Genomic DNA, 16927 nt, shown 5'->3' with positions numbered 1-16927 from the left:
CTTAAAAATTAACTTTCTCATCAATACAAAAGGTTATTGTAAGCGCTTACAAAATATCATATGGTAATAAAGTGCTAGATTTTTAATCAAAACTGACTTTCGTACTTACGGTTTATAGATCAAGGAGCAGTCATGGCATTACTAACATTAAAAGAGAAAATAGGTTATGCCTGTGGAGACGTAGCTTCTAATTTTTATTGGCGCGTTTTTGACGTGTTCTTGTTTATTTTTTATACCGACGTATTCGGCTTACATCCAGCAGCAGTCGGAACTATGATGCTAGTAACAAGAGTTATTGATGCTTTTTCTGACCCTCTCATGGGGGCATTAGCAGATAGAACCAAAACAAAATACGGAAAGTTTCGGCCTTACCTTCTGTGGGGTATTTTACCGATCGTAGCAGCTGGCATATTAACGTTTACGGTGCCTGATTTACAAGGGAGCGATAAATTGATTTGGGCGTACGCTACCTATATTTTTATGATGCTCGCCTACACCTTTATTAATGTGCCTTATGGGGCATTATTAGGTGTAATAACAGCCAATAGCCAAGAAAGAACTACATTAACAAGTTTTCGCTTTATAGGTGCGTTTACTGGGGGCAGCATTGTTGCCTATTTTACCCCTACTCTAGTCGCGTATTTCGGTGCCGAAAATGAAGTACTCGGTTGGCAAATCACTATGGCCATATACGGTATTTTGGCTGCCGCCTTATTTTGTATCACTTTTTTCACCACACGTGAAAGAATTTCACCGCCAGCATCTCAAAAATCCACTGTATTACAAGATATTCAAGATTTAACCCACAACAAACCTTGGCTTATATTATTTACATTATCATTAATTATTATGATGACCATTACGCTAAGAGGCAGCACTGGCACCTTCTATCTCAAGTATTACGTTAATCGAGAAGATCTCATTGGCAGCTTTTCACTTTGTTACATGCTTTCATTAGCTGTCGGTGCAGCTGCTACTCCTTTTATGACCAAATTTTTGGATAAAAAAACACTGTTAATGCTACTGATGAGCATAATTACCGTGCTATCTATCGCATTCTATTTTGTTCCCAGTGATCAAGTCACATTAATTTTCTTACTACAAATTGCTATTGGTTTCTGCTTAGGACCAAAGTCTCCATTAGTGTTTTCAATGTATGCAGACTCAGCTGACTTTGGTGAATGGAAACACGGTCGACGAGCAACGGCAATGGTATTTTCAGCTGCTGCATTTTCTCAAAAGCTGGGAAGTGCGGTTGCTGGAGCGATGATTGGTTGGCTTTTAGCTTCAATGGGTTATGTAGCCAATCAAATACAAACCTTAGATTCACAAACAGGAATCGTATTACTAATGACATTAATACCTGCAATATTCGCTGCTGTCAGTGTAGGAATTATCACGCGATACCCTCTTTCAGAACAATGTGTTGAAGATATCCAGCAAGCACTACTAACACAAAAAACATAAGTTCAGGAGTAACATTGGCATGTTTGAATTTAACTATCAGAATCACCAACTGTCGGTTAGCGACCCTGTATTGATGCCGAAAGCCAGTAGTTTTTTATGGAATAAAAACATGATGCTACATATGAACTGTAGAGGCTTTGCTAGTGCACAGTTCATGCAGCCCGAACCTTCAAAATACGCTCATGCTCCTAATATGGAAGCGAAAACGTTCATGCAACCAGAGCAAGAATATTTTAGTCACCATGCAGGGCGATTTTTTTACCTAAAATGTATAGAAACCAATGAAATAATTTCATTGCCTTACGAGCCGGTCAAAGCACCGCTAGATAGATTTACCTTTAACGCAGGCCAACAAAATATATCGTGGTACATAGAACATTGGCAATTGAAAATTGAAATACAGGTATCTTTACCCACAGAAGACAGCATTGAGTTGTGGAAGATCAGCATAAAAAATCAAAGCGATATAAAAAAAACAATTGCACTTTACCCTTACTTTACCATTGGCTACATGTCTTGGATGAACCAATCTGCTGATTTTAACTCAAGTCTAAACGGTATAATTGCCCGCTCAATTACTCCTTATCAACAAGTGGCTGATTATTACAATAATCAACACTTAAAAGATTGGACATTTTTCATTAGTAAACACCCTTGTCAAAGCTGGAATGCAAATCAAAAAAGTATCGAAGGGGAAGGAGGACTATATGCTCCAGATGATCTAAAAAAACAACACCTCAGTAAAACCCAAGCGCTTTACGAAACACCCGTTGCTTGTATGCAATTTTGCCATCAACTTGCTCCGCAACAAAGTATTGCTCATGAATTTATTTTCGGACCAGCCAACAATGAGCAAGAAGTTATCGCATTAAAAAATAAATACTTACTCGAAGATGATGATTTTGAGCAAGCAGCATCTGCATACCAGCAATACTTTTCCAAGATGAATAACAGGCTACTATTAAATAGCCCTGAGCCCGATTTCGATGAGTTTGTGAATCATTGGTTACCTAGACAGGTATTTTATCATGGTGATGTCAATAGACTAACAACCGATCCGCAAACGCGAAACTACTTACAAGATGCCATGGGCGTTACCTATTTAGTTCCCGACCTTTGCCGACAAGCGATAATCACTGCCGTTTCACAACAGTTAAGCTCTGGAGCTATGCCTGACGGCATATTGCTTTCAGATAACGCGACGCTTAAATATATAAATTTAGTGCCGCATAGCGACCACTGTATATGGCTTACCATTTGCCTTGAAAGCTATCTAAATACAACTAACGACAAGACAATTCTTCATCAGTCTTTACGCTTTAAAGATTCAGAGAGAACAGCCCCCTTAATTGAACATATTAACTTAGCGTTTGATTTTTTACTCGCAGCACGGAATGAACAAGGACTAAGCTTGATTGAACAAGGCGATTGGTGTGATCCAATGAATATGGTTGGTCATAAAGGAAAAGGGGTATCTGCATGGCTTACTATGGCGACAAGTTACTCATTAGCGATATGGAACAAAATATGCCGTTTATACCATGTAAATTCAGACTATATCGCTTCATATGAACAAGAAATAACAGTGCTTAATCGCGCGATAAATCAATATTTTTGGCATGAGAACTGGTACGCACGTGGGATCACAGATAATAAGCGAACATTTGGAATTTCATCTGATCCTGAAGGGGAGATTTTCTTAAATCCGCAGGCATGGGCACTACTTTGTAATGCAGCAGATGAAAATCAAAAACAACGTATGTTACGAAGCATCAAAGAAAAGTTGTTAACACCTTATGGTGTCATGATGCTATCACCTGCATATACACACATGCATGAAGATATTGGTCGAGTCACTCAAAAATTTCCAGGTACTGCTGAAAATGGTTCGATATATAATCATGCTTCCGCTTTTTTCGCTTACAGTTTGTATCAAGAAAACGAAGGGTCATTAGCGTTTGATGTGATTAAAGCAATGCTTCCTTCGAAGGAAGATGCTGGTAAACGCGAACAGATGCCTAATTTTATTCCCAATTATTATCGTGGTGCTTATTTTCAAATGCCTCAAATGACTGGAAAATCTAGTCAGTTATTTAATACGGGTACTGTCGCTTGGATCTACAGATGCATCATAGAAGAACTCTGTGGCATTGTGACAAAAGCAGGCAATGTATATTTAACACCAAAGTTACCCAACACTTGGCCAAATCTAAGCATTCAGTACACAGCCCTAGGCGCCAAATTTAACATTCATTATCAACAAGATAATAAATACAACGAAATAACTTGCTACCTTAATGAGCAATTAATAAATGACAATATAATTCGTAATGTCATCTCAGGAAGTACCTACAACATACGCATTTTATTACCAGTAAGTGAGGCTAAAGTATGATTGCCAAACTGATATTAATTATGGGAGTCAGTGGCACTGGAAAATCAACATTGGCAAGTGCGTTAGCTAAACACCTTAATTTTTGTTACTTCGATGTAGACGACTTTCATTCAGATCAAGCAATTTCATTTATGAAGAGGGGGGTACCAATAAACCCCACAATGCGGCAAGCGTGGATTGAACGCATGGAACATCATTTTTCGTCAACAGAATTTGATAATAAAAATATCGTATTAGCATATTCTGGTTTAAAACAAACCCACAGGAAAACACTAAGCGCACTGGCAAATGAATTCACTTATGTGCTTATACAACCAGACAAGGCAATATTGCAGGAACGTTTGCAGAAAAGAAAAACACATTTTTTTTCACCAAACTTACTCACTGATCAACTGAATCAATTCGAGCCGCTCTCTAATAGTGAAGCAGAAAAGACAATATTACTAACGATGAAACAAACAAGCCAACAACAAATTTCCAGTATTGTTCAACAGCAGAAACCTTAATATGAAACACCATATACTACTTTACTTAGCATTATGCATCACCACTTTGCTTATTAATAACAATGCATATGCACAGACAATAAAAGTACATAAAACAATGTTAACACCCAAAATAGATGGAGAAATAGATACAGAAATATGGTCGACCGCATCATGGCAAGGCATGAATCATTTGCTGTTAGGAGAAATGCCGAATAAGACTGACTTTCAAGGACGTTTTAAATTACTATGGAATAACAGCACTTTGTTTATTCTTGCTGAAATTACTGATGATGTATTATTTGACCAACATGCTGATCCACTTTATTTTTATTGGGATGACGATTGCCTAGAAGTATTCATAGATGAAGATGCATCAGGCGGTAACCATCAATACTCCTTTAATGCCTTCGCTTACCATATTGCATTAGACAATCAAGTTGTCGACATCGCGAGTAAATTACCCAATGGCCAACCATCTTTTGTTACTTTAAACGATCATATAAAAAGCCGCTGGAAACGTAGTAAAAAAAAGCCTCATAACGTAATCTGGGAGTTGGCTATATCAATCTATGACGATAAATTCACCATGGAAGAACAGCACAACTATCCAAGCGTTGAATTAACTGAAGGTAAGGTAATCGGCTTTATGCTTGCATACTGTGATAATGACGGTAGTGAACAACGAGAACACTTTATCGGCTCTACAGATATTACCCCCGTGAACGGAAGTAAAAATTTAGGTTACATAACCGCAGATGTTTTCGACAAGCTGTTACTCATAGAGTAAAGCTTGTCGCCTACTTCCACGTTTACTACTCGCCTTGGCTTGAACCGCCAAAGTTAGGTGCATGTGAAATAATACGATCAGCAAGCCGTGAAAAAGGTAAACTTTGAATCCATACTTTTCCGTGACCAGACAAAGTGGCAAGAAATAACCCTTCACCACCAAAAAACATACTTTTTAAGCCTGATGTCATCTCAATACTGTAATCAATACCATCACTAAATGCCACCAAACATCCGGTATCTAAGCGTAACGTTTCTCCATTAAGTTGTTTTTCTATCACGGTACCACCGGCATGAACAAATGCTTTACCATCACCCGACAAGTGCTGCAAGATGAACCCTTCTCCGCCAAAAAACCCACTCCCTAAACGACGATTAAAGGCTATATCAACTTTAGTCCCGCGTGCTGCGCATAAAAAAGCATCTTTTTGACAAGTAACGCTGCCACCTAATTGCGCAAGATCTAGAGGAATAATTTCCCCCGGATAAGGCGCTGCAAATGCGACACTGCGTTTGCCATAAACCTGGCTAGTAAAATGTGTCATAAAAACAGACTCACCTGTGAAAGCTCTTTTGCCTGCTGAAAATAACTTACTCATAAAACTTTGCGCAACATCTGAGCCGTCACCCATCTTAGTTTCAAAAATAATACCGTCTTCCATATAATTCATCGCTCCAGCTTCAGCGATGACCGTTTCTCCTTGATCTAATTCTATTTCGACCATTTGCATAGAATGGCCAATAATTTTGTAATCTATTTCATGACTTCGCATTGAATATTTCTTCCTTGTTAATCTGTGTTACACACAAAATATTTATTTACATATTATCTTGAAGTTAAGGTAAGCAAGCACGGTCTATTCAGCATAGATTAATCTACGCAATGCAATATTACCAATTACTCAGAATAATGATAATATCGCACACATACGCTACTTTTATGAAGAGAATTAAACCTATGAAGAAATTTTTTGCCGCTTTATTAGCAACTGTATTTATTCCTCTTGCCGCAAATGCAGCAAAATACGAAGAGGGAGAGCATTATAAAGTCATACCTGGTCAAGCGACTAAAAAGCCAGAAGTGAGAGAATATTTTTCTTACCATTGCCCTGCGTGTAGAGGCTTTGAGGCATATTTACCTGAAATTAAAAAGAGCTTACCCGATGGTACAAAACTGACCAAAACACACGTAGACTTTATGGGACAGTCTGCACCTGAAAAACAATTTATGTTAAGCAAAGGCATGATCATTGCCGAAAAAACGGGTATCGCTAAGCAATATAATGCTGAAGCTTTTAGTTATTTACAAACACAAAAAAGATCAATTGATTCTATCGATGATGTGAAGAAAATTTATGTCGCGGCGGGTGGTAAAGCAAGCGACTTTGAAAAAGGGCTAAAGAGTTTTGCCTTAATGTCACGGGTAAAACGCGATAAAAAAGTTCAAGACAAATTATCCGCAGGTCGTTATGTCGGTAGCGTACCTACTTTTGTGGTTAATGGTAAATACGCAATTAATGCAAGAGCAATAGATAGCGAGAACTTTATTGAAGATTACAAAAACCTTATTGCTTACCTGCTTACCCTAGACTAAATAAACAGCTAACATAGGAAGTGCTAAGTTCATCAGCACTTCCTTAAACAAAACAATTACAAAACTAAGTGATCCATCTCAGCACTTATTTCCTTTCGCATTTCCATGAGTCTCTTCGCAGATTCTAATTGCTTTTTATCTTCTTCTGTTTCAGGAATCCACTGTGGAATTGACACTTTATGGCCGGTTTCATCAACAGCAACCATCACGACAATACAATGTGTAGTTTTTCGCTTATTTAACGATTTTGGATCGCAGGCATGTACTTGTAATGCAATGTGCATGGATGAATTACCGGTATAGATCACCTCAGCACTCACTTCGACTAAACTCCCAACATGGATTGGCGATACAAATCGTATTCCCCCAGCATAAGCGGTTACACAATAGCGACCACTCCAACCAGCAGCACAGGCATAAGCCGCTAAATCTATCCATTTCATCACCGCTCCTCCGTGCACTTTACCACCAAAGTTTACATCTTGTGGTTCTGCTAAAAATCGTAACGTTAGTGAGCGTTGAGGATCATTCATAATTTTCTCTATTATTCTACTTGGCTGTTGGCGATGTTAACTTTACTATAGCGGCAAGACACTAATATTGTACATATTTTTAATACGAGATGATTATGGCCATTTGGGTAGATGCTGACGCTTGTCCAGTTCCAATTAAAGACATTATTTTTAGGGCTGCTGAAAGAACAAAGATGCCAACGACATTAATTGCTAATCATGCAATGAAAATCCCACCTTCGGCTTACATTACCTTTGTGCGTGTTAGTAGTGGTTTTGATGTTGCTGACAACGAAATTGTCAAACGTTGTTCGCCTAACGATTTAGTTATCACCAGTGATATACCTTTAGCGGCTGAAGTAATAGAAGAAGGTTGTATCGCTTTAAATCCTCGGGGGGAACTTTACACGACAAGCAATATTAAACAGCGGCTTAATATGCGTGATTTTATGGATACTTTACGATCAAGTGGTATTGAAACTGGCGGCAGTGCGCCGCTCAGTCAGGCAGACAGACAAGCCTTTGCTAATCAACTAGACAAATGGCTTAATCTCGCTAGCGGTTAGCCGCATACGGATCCACTTTTTTAGTCCCGTGATGACTTTGTCCTTGCTGCTTCTTAGTTGTATGCTTTTTATTGGTATTGTTCGAATGTGGTTTACCTCTAGTTGATTTTTTTACCGTTGAACCACCACGATTATTTTCTTGTGTGTTTAATTTCTGACTTTTAATTTTCTTGGGTTTCTTCGTTTTTAACGGTCGAATAGCCCGAGAAGCAGGTAGCGCATTGACAGGCTCAAAGCCTGGTTCAATACTACGTTCAATATGTTGTTGTATCACATATTCAATATCTTCCAGTAATTTGTGCTCATCTGCACAGACTAAAGACACTGCGAAGCCATCAGCACCTGCTCGACCTGTTCTACCAATTCTATGTACATAATCTTCTGATACATGTGGCAATTCAAAATTCACCACTTGAGGCAGTTGGTCGATATCTAATCCTCGTGCTGCTATATCCGTTGCCACCAAAACACTTATTTCATTATTCTTAAATTTAGCTAACGCCTTTGTTCTTGCGCCCTGGCTTTTATTACCGTGTATCGCCAATGCAGATATACCTTGGCTATCTAATTCTTTGGTTAGTCGATTCGCACCATGTTTTGTTTTTGTAAAAACTAACACTTGTTGCCACTGGTTTTCTTTAATCAAAAAGCTTAGTAATTTAGACTTCTTTTTCTTATCACAAGGCACTACTACCTGCTCAACAGTTTTCGCCGTACTATTGCTAGGACTGACAGAAATTTCAACAGGGTTATGTACAAAAGATTGAGCTAACGCTTTAATATCCGGTGAGAAGGTCGCAGAAAATAATAAATTCTGTCTTTGCGCAGGTAAAAATGACAATATTTTTTTAATGTCTCTAATAAACCCCATATCTAACATGCGATCCGCTTCATCTAATACCAGTACTTCTAATTGCGAGAACTTGACTGCATTTTGTTGATAAAGGTCTAATAATCTACCAGGCGTTGCCACTAACACATCGCTACCGCTTCTTAGCTTCATCATTTGCGGATTAATTTTAACACCGCCAAATACTACGTTTGCACGCAATTTGGTGTGCTGCCCGTATGTAGCAACATTATTAGCAACTTGAGCTGCAAGTTCTCTTGTAGGGGTTAAGATTAATGCTCTCACTTCATTAGCGCGAGCAGGTTTTCCCTTCAATAATCTTTCAATAATTGGCAAAGTAAAACCAGCCGTTTTGCCTGTTCCTGTTTGTGCAGCAGCCATAACATCTTTGCCTGATAATACAGCAGGTATCGCTTGTTGTTGCACTGGCGATGGCGTGTGATAACCTTGTTCATCAACCGCCTTTAAAACCGGTTGAGATAAATTTAATAACGAAAAAGACATGAAGTATACCCGATTAAAAAAGAGAAGCTCGAAAAGCGCAATCACATACACAGTAAAGCTTTAGCTAAGCCCTTAGCTTTAAAAGTGTAAGACCGACATTATACCTGTTACTGACTGACATATATATCATAACCTTTTTACTCTTCTCTATTAACCTTAAGTATCATTGCTTCTTGTTAGCTATAGTAACTGTCTTTTCGTTCTGCAATACTAGACAACAAGTAATATTTCCGCTAAAAACAAGGTAGTAACTGATAATGAAGGGATTTCATGGTTAAAATTGATTATGGTAGCAAACGCTTCCTCATTGTCGACAATATAAAGCAATCAAGAGACACCCTAAAAATATTTGCCTATAGCCTAGGAGTCTTAAGTGTAGAAACTAGTTATCATGCACCAGACGTTATTGCACTTTGTGAAGCAACTGCATATGACGTAGTGTTACTTGGCTATGATCTTGGTGATAATAAAAAAAATGGCCAACAAATTCTTGAAGAATTAAGAGCTAAAAATTTACTTTCACGGCAATGTATCGTCATCATGATTACTGCTGAGGTGTCTCAAGCGATGGTATTAGCGGCGTTAGAACATAAGCCTGATGAATACCTCATCAAACCCTACACCCTTAAAGACCTTTCTATTCGACTGACTCGTACATTTGAAAAAAAAACAGCCATGGCAAAAATTTATCATGCGCTGGATACAAATGATCGCAAAAAAGTAATCAAGTTATGTAATCAAGAGGCTTATAAAAATAGTCCCTACAAACACGAATGTTTAGGGATAAGGTCAAGGCAACATTTTGAATTAGGTGAATATCAGCAAGCAAGAAAAATTTACTCAGCATACGTTGGCACACCTAACTGCCAGTGGGCTACAATAGGTTTAGGTAAAATAGCGTTAGTCGAACAAAATTACCACGAAGCTGAAAAGTGTTTTCAGGCCATTGTTGATGATAACCCTTTTTATCTTTCAGCGTATGATTGGTTAGCCAAATCACAAATATACAACAACGACCATGAAAAAGCCGAGCAAACCCTAGAACAAGCCTTATTAGTTTCACCAAGATCAGTTACCCGTTTAAAGCAATATGCTGAAATTTGCCTCAATAATAATAGTTTAGGAAAAGCGACGTCTGCGTTATCGAAAACAAATGATCTTGCTTACCACTCAATTCACAAAAAGCCAGACAACGCGATTCAATTTGCAGAGGCCTTAATTGGACACGCCGATAATTTATCTGAAAGTCAAATAAGAAAATTAAATGATAAAGCCTTCACTGTATTAGACAATATGACACGTGACTTTCAAGCGAATGAATTAAAAGTCATTGCACAATTTCTAATTGCGCGCTTACATTATAAAGCAAAAGATGTTGGTCCTGCTCAAAACGCACTTAAAGAGGCCGAAAGATTGTTAGAAACCTATAAAAAGGTCCTCACTACTGAAGGAACGTTTAAAATCGCAAGATCGCTCATTGCCTTGCAACGCAGAGGGAAGGCAGAAGTACTATTAGAGAACCTATCACAAGCTCATCCTGATAACATGGAAATTCTTTCAGAAGTGGTTGCTCTTTCAGATAGGCCTATCAGTGAAAAAGATAAAATTGCTGCTCAAACCGCGTTAGAGGTTGGTGTAAGTCTTTATAAAGCAAAACATTATACTTTAGCTATCGATAAACTTAATCAAGCGCTTTATCACTTCCCACACCATATCGGCGTTAAACTTAATCTATTACAGGTTTTATTAGTGTCTTATGAAACGAATAAAGAGCGTGTAGATGATTTTAAACAAGCAAAAGTATTGATTAAACACTTCAATGGATTATCTCCAGAAAGTGAGTCGTTTAAACGATTCTTAAAGCTTAGAAGTAAATTTGAAGCCTTAAATGCTTTTAATACACACTAATCTACTGAAACGTATATTAATCACCATCAGCATAAAATGTTGTATTAATGTTTTATCCGCTGGAAAGGGGGGTTATTTCGCACTCCTGTCCTACACATTTCATCTGTATATCATTTATCCTGACAATTTAATCGACGGTGGTTATCTTCTTGTTTTTCAGATATAAAAAAAGCCCGACAACTGTCGAGCTTTGTTTATATGGTGGAGGGAGGTGGATTCGAACCACCGAAGGCGGAGCCGTCAGATTTACAGTCTGATCCCTTTGGCCACTCGGGAACCCCTCCAAACGGATTAAACCCAGCATTGCTGGGTTTTCCATTAATAGAAGCTTGATGATGTCCTACTCTCACATGGGAACTCCCACACTACCATCGGCGCTATTGCATTTCACTACTGAGTTCGGCATGGAGTCAGGTGGTTCTACAATGCTATTGTCATCAAGCATAATCTTTTTTCGTCTACTTTCGTAAACACAATCTCGGAATTCTGATATCTATCGTTATTCTAATTCAAGGCACAGTACGTGATGTTATCAAACATACCTAAAACATTTAGGTGTTGTATGGTTAAGCCTCACGGGCAATTAGTATCAGTTAGCTCAAGGCCTCACAACCCTTACACACCTGACCTATCAACGTTGTAGTCTCCAACGACCCTTTAGGGAGATTAAATCTCCAGTGAGAATTCATCTCAAAGCCTGTTTCCCGCTTAGATGCTTTCAGCGGTTATCAGTTCCGAACGTAGCTACCGGGCAATGCCATTGGCATGACAACCCGAACACCAGTGGTTCGTCCACTCCGGTCCTCTCGTACTAGGAGCAGCCCTCTTCAATTCTCAAACGCCCACGGCAGATAGGGACCGAACTGTCTCACGACGTTCTAAACCCAGCTCGCGTACCACTTTAAATGGCGAACAGCCATACCCTTGGGACCGACTTCAGCCCCAGGATGTGATGAGCCGACATCGAGGTGCCAAACACCGCCGTCGATATGAACTCTTGGGCGGTATCAGCCTGTTATCCCCGGAGTACCTTTTATCCGTTGAGCGATGGCCCTTCCATACAGAACCACCGGATCACTATGACCTGCTTTCGCACCTGCTCGACGTGTCTGTCTCGCAGTTAAGCTGGCTTATGCCATTGCACTAACCGTACGATGTCCGACCGTACTTAGCCAACCTTCGTGCTCCTCCGTTACTCTTTGGGAGGAGACCGCCCCAGTCAAACTACCCACCAGACAGTGTCCCCAAGCCCGATCAGGGCCCTAGGTTAGAACATCACGCATACAAGGGTGGTATTTCAAGGTTGGCTCCACACACACTGGCGTGCATGCTTCAAAGCCTCCCACCTATCCTACACATGTAGGAGCAATGTTCACTGTCAAGCTATAGTAAAGGTTCACGGGGTCTTTCCGTCTAGCCGCGGGTATACGGCATCTTAACCGCAAATTCAATTTCACTGAGTCTCGGGTGGAGACAGTGTGGCCATGATTACGCCATTCGTGCAGGTCGGAACTTACCCGACAAGGAATTTCGCTACCTTAGGACCGTTATAGTTACGGCCGCCGTTTACCGGGGCTTCGATCATGAGCTTCGCAGAGCTAACCCAATCAATTAACCTTCCGGCACCGGGCAGGCGTCACACCGTATACGTCATCTTTCGATTTTGCACAGTGCTGTGTTTTTAATAAACAGTTCCAGCCACCTGGTTACTTCGACTGTCAACAGCTTAAAGAGCAAGTCTCATCACCGTCGACAGCGTACCTTCTCCCGAAGTTACGGTACTATTTTGCCTAGTTCCTTCACCCGAGTTCTCTCAAGCGCCTTAGTATTCTCTACCTAACCACCTGTGTCGGTTTGGGGTACGGTTCCTATATATCTGATGCTTAGAAGCTTTTCCTGGAAGTATGGCATCAACAGCTTCTACTCCGTAGAGTATCGTCTCGTGTCTCAGTCTTAAGAACCCGGATTTGCCTAAGTTCTCAACCTACTCACTTTCACATGGACTACCAACGCCATGCCTGTTTAGCCTGCTCCGTCCCTCCTTCGCAATATATAGAAGTACAGAAATATTAATCTGTTTCCCATCGACTACGCCTTTCGGCCTCGCCTTAGGGGCCGACTTACCCTGCCCTGATTAACATGGGACAGGAAACCTTGGTCTTTCGGCGTGGGAGTTTTTCACTCCCATTATCGTTACTCATGTCAGCATTCGCACTTCTGATACCTCCAGCATGCCTTACAACACACCTTCAACGGCTTACAGAACGCTCCCCTACCACTTAAATCAAAGATTTAAATCCGCAGCTTCGGTGACTAGTTTAGCCCCGTTACATCTTCCGCGCAGACCGACTCGACTAGTGAGCTATTACGCTTTCTTTAAAGGATGGCTGCTTCTAAGCCAACCTCCTAGCTGTCTATGCCTTTCCACATCGTTTCCCACTTAACTAGTACTTTGGGACCTTAGCTGGCGGTCTGGGTTGTTTCCCTCTTCACTATGGACGTTAGCACCCATAGTGTGTCTCCCGCATATCACTCATTGGTATTCGGAGTTTGCAAAGGGTTGGTAAGTCGGGATGACCCCCTAGCCTTAACAGTGCTCTACCCCCAATGGTGTTCGTGCGAGGCTCTACCTAAATAGATTTCGGGGAGAACCAGCTATCTCCCGGCTTGATTAGCCTTTCACTCCGACCCACAAGTCATCACCGCATTTTTCAACATACGTGTGTTCGGTCCTCCAGTTGATGTTACTCAACCTTCAACCTGCCCATGGGTAGATCGCCGGGTTTCGGGTCTATTCCTAGCAACTGTACGCGCAGTTAACACTCGCTTTCGCTACGGCTCCCCTAATCGGTTAACCTTGCTACTAAAAATAAGTCGCTGACCCATTATACAAAAGGTACGCAGTCACCCGAAGGCTTCCACTGCTTGTACGTATACGGTTTCAGGTTCTATTTCACTCCCCTCACAGGGGTTCTTTTCGCCTTTCCCTCACGGTACTGGTTCACTATCGGTCAGTTAGGAGTATTTAGCCTTGGAGGATGGTCCCCCCATATTCAGTCAACATTTCACGTGTGCCGACCTACTCGTTTTCACAATATGTTTGTCTTCGTGTACGGGGCTATCACCCTGTATCGCCAAGCTTTCCAGCTTGTTCCACTGACGCCCATACGCTTAAGGGCTAATTCGCGTTCGCTCGCCGCTACTAACGAAATCTCGGTTGATTTCTTTTCCTCGGGGTACTTAGATGTTTCAGTTCTCCCGGTTCGCCTCATTAACCTATGTATTCAGTTAATGATAATGTCTTATGACATTGGGTTTCCCCATTCGGAAATCTGTGTCTGTAACGTCTTTTATCGACTTAACACAGCTTATCGCAGATTAACACGTCCTTCATCGCCTCTAACTGCCAAGGCATCCACCATATACGCTTAGTCACTTAACCATACAACCCTAAATATTTTAGGTTACTCAGTGACAAAACTGAGTATCAATGTATGTCTGACATTTTCACGTACTATAAATAGCACTTGAATTAGAATGAAATAAGATAAGGAAGTCTTATTTCGGTTGTTAGCTTTATTCATTAAAGTAATGAGCGCGACACTCGTTACTTACCTAAAGCTAACGTGATATAACTAGTTGATAAAACTACTTATATCGGGATATAAATATCAGCTTTCCAGATTGTTAAAGAAATCGTAATTAACACGCATTCGGTTAAAAACTTGGTTAAAAAAACCAAATTGAAAATCACTAAAAAGTAACCTTTAATTTGGTCTCTCATTCTTTATGAAGAAGTTAATAATTCGAGTTAAGCTAGGCGCTTGATGGCGACGTTTAGTTCACTAAACGAGTCATTAAGCAACGACGCATAACGAAGAATTTGGTGGAGCTAAGCAGGATCGAACTGCTGACCTCCTGCGTGCAAGGCAGGCGCTCTCCCAGCTGAGCTATAGCCCCTTTTAGACTTAGTCAGGGTGACTTCTTCTACGTTCGTTATCATACAATTTGTGTGAACACTCAACAACAATCTGTTTCACTTCAAGATAAGGAGGTGATCCAACCCCAGGTTCCCCTAGGGTTACCTTGTTACGACTTCACCCCAGTCATGAATCACAAAGTGGTGACCGTCCCCCCGAAGGTTAAACTAGCCACTTCTTTTGCAACCCACTCCCATGGTGTGACGGGCGGTGTGTACAAGGCCCGGGAACGTATTCACCGTAGCATTCTGATCTACGATTACTAGCGATTCCGACTTCACGGAGTCGAGTTGCAGACTCCGATCCGGACTACGATACACTTTATGGGATTCGCTCCACCTCGCGGTCTTGCTGCCCTCTGTATGTACCATTGTAGCACGTGTGTAGCCCATCCCGTAAGGGCCATGATGACTTGACGTCGTCCCCACCTTCCTCCGGTTTATCACCGGCAGTCTCCTTAGAGTTCCCGACACTACTCGCTGGCAAATAAGGATAGGGGTTGCGCTCGTTGCGGGACTTAACCCAACATTTCACAACACGAGCTGACGACAGCCATGCAGCACCTGTCTCAGAGTTCCCGAAGGCACAATTCTATCTCTAGAAAATTCTCTGGATGTCAAGGGATGGTAAGGTTCTTCGCGTTGCATCGAATTAAACCACATGCTCCACCGCTTGTGCGGGCCCCCGTCAATTCATTTGAGTTTTAACCTTGCGGCCGTACTCCCCAGGCGGTCAACTTAGCGCGTTAGCTACGCTACTCACGTCTCAAGGACACAAACAGCTAGTTGACATCGTTTACGGCGTGGACTACCAGGGTATCTAATCCTGTTCGCTCCCCACGCTTTCGTGCCTCAGCGTCAGTATTTGTCCAGGTGGCCGCCTTCGCCACTGATGTTCCTTCCAATCTCTACGCATTTCACCGCTACACTGGAAATTCCACCACCCTCTACAATACTCTAGTTACCCAGTTTCAAATGCAGTTCCGGAGTTGAGCTCCGGGATTTCACATCTGACTTAACTAACCGCCTACGCACGCTTTACGCCCAGTAATTCCGATTAACGCTCGCACCCTCCGTATTACCGCGGCTGCTGGCACGGAGTTAGCCGGTGCTTCTTCTGTCGCTAACGTCACAGATAATGGATATTAGCCATTACCCTTTCCTCACGACTGAAAGTGCTTTACAACCCGAAGGCCTTCTTCACACACGCGGCATGGCTGCATCAGGGTTTCCCCCATTGTGCAATATTCCCCACTGCTGCCTCCCGTAGGAGTCTGGGCCGTGTCTCAGTCCCAGTGTGGCTGATCATCCTCTCAAACCAGCTAGAGATCGTCGCCTTGGTAGGCTCTTACCCTACCAACTAGCTAATCTCACTTGGGCTAATCTAAAGGCGAAAGGTTCCGAAGAAGCCCCCCCTTTGGTCCGTAGACATTATGCGGTATTAGCAGTCGTTTCCAACTGTTGTCCCCCACCTCTAGGCATATTCCCAAGCATTACTCACCCGTCCGCCGCTCGTCAGCAGATAGCAAGCTATCTCTGTTACCGCTCGACTTGCATGTGTTAAGCCTGCCGCCAGCGTTCAATCTGAGCCATGATCAAACTCTTCAATTAAAAAATCGTTTGTGCATCCGAAGATGCTGCTCAATGAATTCTGATACTTGGTCATTACTTTTAAAAAGTAATATAAACCAATAAAACTTAAATAAGTTTTTGTATGAACATTCACTAAGACATTTTTGTAACCTAAGTTACTGGTAAAACATCATCACTGTGAGTGCCCACACAAATTGCATGATAACTAATTGTTAAAGATGCTTGCCTAAGCAAGTAGGTCGAACGGTTCATCGATGAACGCTTTGTTCGACGCGAACTAATAAT

10 protein-coding genes, 2 tRNA genes and 3 rRNA genes are annotated in these 16927 nt (G+C 41.3%); 7 read left to right on the top strand and 8 right to left on the bottom strand.

Translation table 11 applies throughout. The features are described from left to right. Positions 1-132 precede the first annotated feature (132 nt). Genes QUE72_RS00240 through QUE72_RS00225 form a run of 4 tightly spaced genes read left to right on the top strand, consistent with a single transcriptional unit; the run spans position 133 to position 5137 of the window. A complete protein-coding gene (locus QUE72_RS00240; RefSeq protein WP_286270795.1) occupies positions 133-1467 on the top strand; it encodes an MFS transporter in 1335 nt (444 codons plus the stop codon). A 19-nt stretch (positions 1468-1486) separates the two neighbouring features. After that, complete coding sequence (locus tag QUE72_RS00235) at positions 1487-3862, top strand: GH36-type glycosyl hydrolase domain-containing protein (RefSeq protein ID WP_286270793.1); 2376 nt, start codon at positions 1487-1489, stop codon at positions 3860-3862. After that, the gene (locus QUE72_RS00230; protein ID WP_286270792.1) at positions 3859-4368 is read left to right on the top strand and encodes a gluconokinase; all 510 of its coding nucleotides are present in this window, start codon (positions 3859-3861) and stop codon (positions 4366-4368) included. Before QUE72_RS00235 ends, QUE72_RS00230 begins: the two co-directional genes overlap by 4 nt. A 1-nt stretch (position 4369) precedes the next feature. Continuing rightward, a complete protein-coding gene (locus QUE72_RS00225) occupies positions 4370-5137 on the top strand; it encodes a sugar-binding protein (RefSeq protein ID WP_074495112.1) in 768 nt (255 codons plus the stop codon). A 25-nt stretch (positions 5138-5162) separates the two neighbouring features. Here the strand turns inward: QUE72_RS00225 and QUE72_RS00220 are convergent, their stop codons facing one another. Next, positions 5163-5909, bottom strand: a complete 747-nt coding sequence (locus QUE72_RS00220; RefSeq protein ID WP_286270791.1) for a TIGR00266 family protein — start codon at positions 5907-5909, stop codon at positions 5163-5165. Positions 5910-6094: 185 nt separating this feature from the next. Here QUE72_RS00220 and QUE72_RS00215 point away from each other — a divergent pair, with 185 nt between their 5' ends. Continuing rightward, positions 6095-6730, top strand: a complete 636-nt coding sequence (locus QUE72_RS00215) for a thiol:disulfide interchange protein DsbA/DsbL (RefSeq protein ID WP_074495107.1) — start codon at positions 6095-6097, stop codon at positions 6728-6730. 56 nt (positions 6731-6786) lie between these two features. On the opposite strand, the gene QUE72_RS00210 is transcribed toward QUE72_RS00215, so the two are convergent. Beyond that, positions 6787-7263: an acyl-CoA thioesterase gene (locus QUE72_RS00210; RefSeq protein WP_074495104.1), complete on the bottom strand. Its 477-nt coding sequence runs from the start codon at positions 7261-7263 to the stop codon at positions 6787-6789. Between the two features lie 95 nt (positions 7264-7358). Between QUE72_RS00210 and QUE72_RS00205 the strand changes: the two genes are divergently transcribed. Further along, the gene (locus QUE72_RS00205; RefSeq protein ID WP_074495102.1) at positions 7359-7808 is read left to right on the top strand and encodes a YaiI/YqxD family protein; all 450 of its coding nucleotides are present in this window, start codon (positions 7359-7361) and stop codon (positions 7806-7808) included. On the opposite strand, the gene QUE72_RS00200 is transcribed toward QUE72_RS00205, so the two are convergent. Then, complete coding sequence (locus QUE72_RS00200) at positions 7798-9162, bottom strand: DEAD/DEAH box helicase (protein ID WP_286270784.1); 1365 nt, start codon at positions 9160-9162, stop codon at positions 7798-7800. The genes QUE72_RS00205 and QUE72_RS00200 overlap by 11 nt on opposite strands. A 270-nt stretch (positions 9163-9432) precedes the next feature. Between QUE72_RS00200 and QUE72_RS00195 the strand changes: the two genes are divergently transcribed. Next, on the top strand, positions 9433-11070 hold the full coding sequence (locus QUE72_RS00195) for a tetratricopeptide repeat-containing response regulator (RefSeq protein WP_286270781.1): 1638 nt from the start codon (positions 9433-9435) through the stop codon (positions 11068-11070). A gap of 199 nt (positions 11071-11269) precedes the next feature. On the opposite strand, the gene QUE72_RS00190 is transcribed toward QUE72_RS00195, so the two are convergent. From QUE72_RS00190 to QUE72_RS00170, 5 genes are all read right to left on the bottom strand, one after another. Then, positions 11270-11354 (bottom strand) — tRNA-Tyr (locus QUE72_RS00190). Between the two features lie 43 nt (positions 11355-11397). Beyond that, positions 11398-11512, bottom strand: a 5S ribosomal RNA gene (gene rrf, locus QUE72_RS00185). Between the two features lie 120 nt (positions 11513-11632). After that, positions 11633-14512: ribosomal RNA gene (locus tag QUE72_RS00180) — 23S ribosomal RNA — on the bottom strand. Positions 14513-14954: 442 nt separating this feature from the next. Next, positions 14955-15030 (bottom strand) — tRNA-Ala (locus QUE72_RS00175). Between the two features lie 87 nt (positions 15031-15117). After that, positions 15118-16660: ribosomal RNA gene (locus QUE72_RS00170) — 16S ribosomal RNA — on the bottom strand. The 16S, 23S and 5S rRNA genes sit together here with 2 tRNA genes alongside, the layout of an rRNA operon. Positions 16661-16927 lie beyond the last annotated feature (267 nt).

The organism is Thalassotalea hakodatensis, from assembly GCF_030295995.1.
GTDB classification, from domain to species: Bacteria; Pseudomonadota; Gammaproteobacteria; order Enterobacterales; family Alteromonadaceae; genus Thalassotalea_C; species Thalassotalea_C hakodatensis.
Note: the sequence above shows the minus strand (reverse complement) of the source record. Positions and strands in the feature narration are given on the sequence as shown.